1 pseudogene is annotated in these 2,445 nt (G+C 76.6%); it reads right to left on the bottom strand.

What is annotated here, in order from left to right:
- Positions 1 to 2,279 (bottom strand): annotated as a pseudogene (locus LI92_RS24000) (PE family protein); the annotation flags it as partial.
- Between the last annotated feature and the right edge of the window lie 166 nt (positions 2,280 to 2,445).

A 2,445-nucleotide genomic window follows, 5' to 3' on the forward strand; every position in this document is an offset into this window, starting at 1 on the left:
CCGGCAACGCCTCCAACCACGGCCAGGACGCCGGCACCACCGGCGCCGCCGTCCTGGCCGTGGTTGGAGGCGTTGCCGGTGGCACCGTTGGCACCGTTACCGCCGTTACCGCCGTGACCCGCGGCACCGGCCGAGCCGACCGCACCGTTGGCCGCCTGCGCGGTGTGGGCACCGTTCCAGCCGCCGGTGCCGCCGATACCGGCCGAGCCCGCGTTGCTGTAGCTGTTACCGCCGTTACCGCCGGCACCAGCGACGGTTCCGTTACCCACGGTCAGCGTGGCGCCGTTACCGCCGTTACCACCGCTACCCGCGTTGCCCGCGTTGCCGCCGCGGGCACCGGCACCGCCGACGCCGTTGGCGCCCGCGGACCCGTTGGTCGCGGTGCCACCGAGAGCGCCGTTACCGCCGTTACCGCCGACACCGCCGTTGCCGCCGTGGCCGGTCGCGTCGCCACCGTTACCGCCGGCCGCACCGGTGCCCGCAGTCGCATTCGAGCCGTTGGCGCCGTTGGCCGCGTGACCGCCGTTGCCGCCGATACCACCGGCGCCACCGGAACCGCCCGCGCCGCCGTTACCGGAGGTCAAGCCGCCCTTACCGCCGACGCCACCGGAACCGCCGTGGCCGCCGTTGACGCCGTTGGTACCGGCCCCGGATCCGTCGGTGGTTCCGTTGCTGCCGGCCGCGCCGGCGCCACCGTTACCGCCGGCGCCACCGGTGCCCACCGCGCCGGCGCCACCACCGGCGCCGCCGTCACCGCCGGACTGGGCGATGCCGCTGCCCAGCATGACGCCCGCACCGCCGTGGCCACCGTTACCACCGTTGCCGGTGGCGACATTGCCCGCCGCGCCATTGGCGCCGCCGGCCGCGATCAGGCCGTTGGCACCCGCGCCGCCCTTACCGCCTGCCGCACCGACACCGGCGAAGCCACCGCGGCCACCCGCACCGCCGTCACCGGCGACGTTGTTCACGCCGCCGCCGGCACCGTTGCCGCCGTTACCGCCGCGGCCGGCGTCACCACCGGCACCGCCGTCGCCGCCCTTACCGCCGACACCGGCAGCGCCCTGGGCGCCGTTGGTGGCGGTGCCGCCGAGCGCACCCGCACCGCCCTGGCCGCCGACGCCACCGTTGCCGCTGAGACCCGCGTCGGTGCCGTCTCCACCGGAGTTGCCGCTGCCCGCCGTTGCGTGCGCACCGTCGATGCCGTTGGCCACACCGCCGGTACCACCGGCACCGCCGTTACCACCGCGTCCACCGGCGCCACCGTTACCGAACTGGGTGCCACCTGCGCCACCCACAGCACCGTTACCGCCGGTACCACCAGCAGCACCGTTGGTGCCGTTGCCGCTGCCGTCGATGATCCCGCTGGCCCCGGCCGCGCCGGCGCCACCGTTACCGCCCGCGCCACCGTTGCCGATGATGCCCGCCGCGCCACCGATGCCGCCGTGACCACCGGCCTGCGACGAACCGTCGCCCAGAACCTGGCCCGCACCGCCGTGACCGCCGTTGCCGCCGTCGCCGCCGCTGCCCGCAGCGCCGTTGGCGCCCGCGTCGGCCTGACCGCTCTGGCCGAAGCCGCCCGCGCCACCGGTACCGGCAACACCGAGCCGGTCGCCACCGACGCCACCCTGACCGCCGTTGCCGGCCACGGCCTTGGCACCGCCGCCGCCGCCGACGCCACCGTTGCCGCCGTTGCCCGCGTTGCCCGCCGCGCCACCGATGCCGCCCACGCCGGCGTTGCCGGCCACGGCGTTGCCACCGAGCCCGCCGGCCGCACCGCTGGCCGAGTTGCCGCCGTTGCCGCCGTTGCCGCCGTTGCTGCCGCTGACGCCGGCCGCACCGTTACCGCCATTACCGCCGTTGCCGCCGCGACCGCCGTTACCGCCCGCACCGCCGTCGCCGGCCAGCGAGCCACCGGCGCCGCCGTTGCCGCCCTTGCCTGCCGCAGCGCCCGAACCGCCGTTGGTGCCGTTGCCGTCACCGCCGGTGACGCCGGTCGTGCCGTCCGCACCGTTACCGCCGTTACCGCCCGCGCCGCCGTTACCGACGTTGCCGCCGTTACCGCCGTTCCCGGCCTTGCCGCCGGCCTGGCCGGAACCGAGCGCGCCGTTGCCGCCGTTTCCACCGGCGCCGCCGTTGCCGCCATGGGCTGCCGCCGCACCGTCGGTGCCGTCGGCCCGCTGGGTGCCGTCGGCGTTGAAGCCGCCCGTACCGCCGAACCCGGCCGTACCGATGTCGCCACCGTTACCGCCGTTGCCACCGGTACCGGCGATCGGGTTCACGCCACCACCGGCACCGTGACCACCACGGCCACCGTCGGCGCCCGTGCCGGCGTTACCGCCGCTGCCGCCCACCGAGCCCAGGCCGTTCGCACCGACCACACCGTTGGTCGCAGCGCCGCCGAGGCCGCCGTTACCGCCGTTGCCGCCGTGACCGCCGTTGCCGCCG

Source organism: Mycobacterium sp. UM_Kg1 (genome assembly GCF_000972925.1).
GTDB classification, from domain to species: domain Bacteria; phylum Actinomycetota; class Actinomycetes; order Mycobacteriales; family Mycobacteriaceae; genus Mycobacterium; species Mycobacterium hiberniae.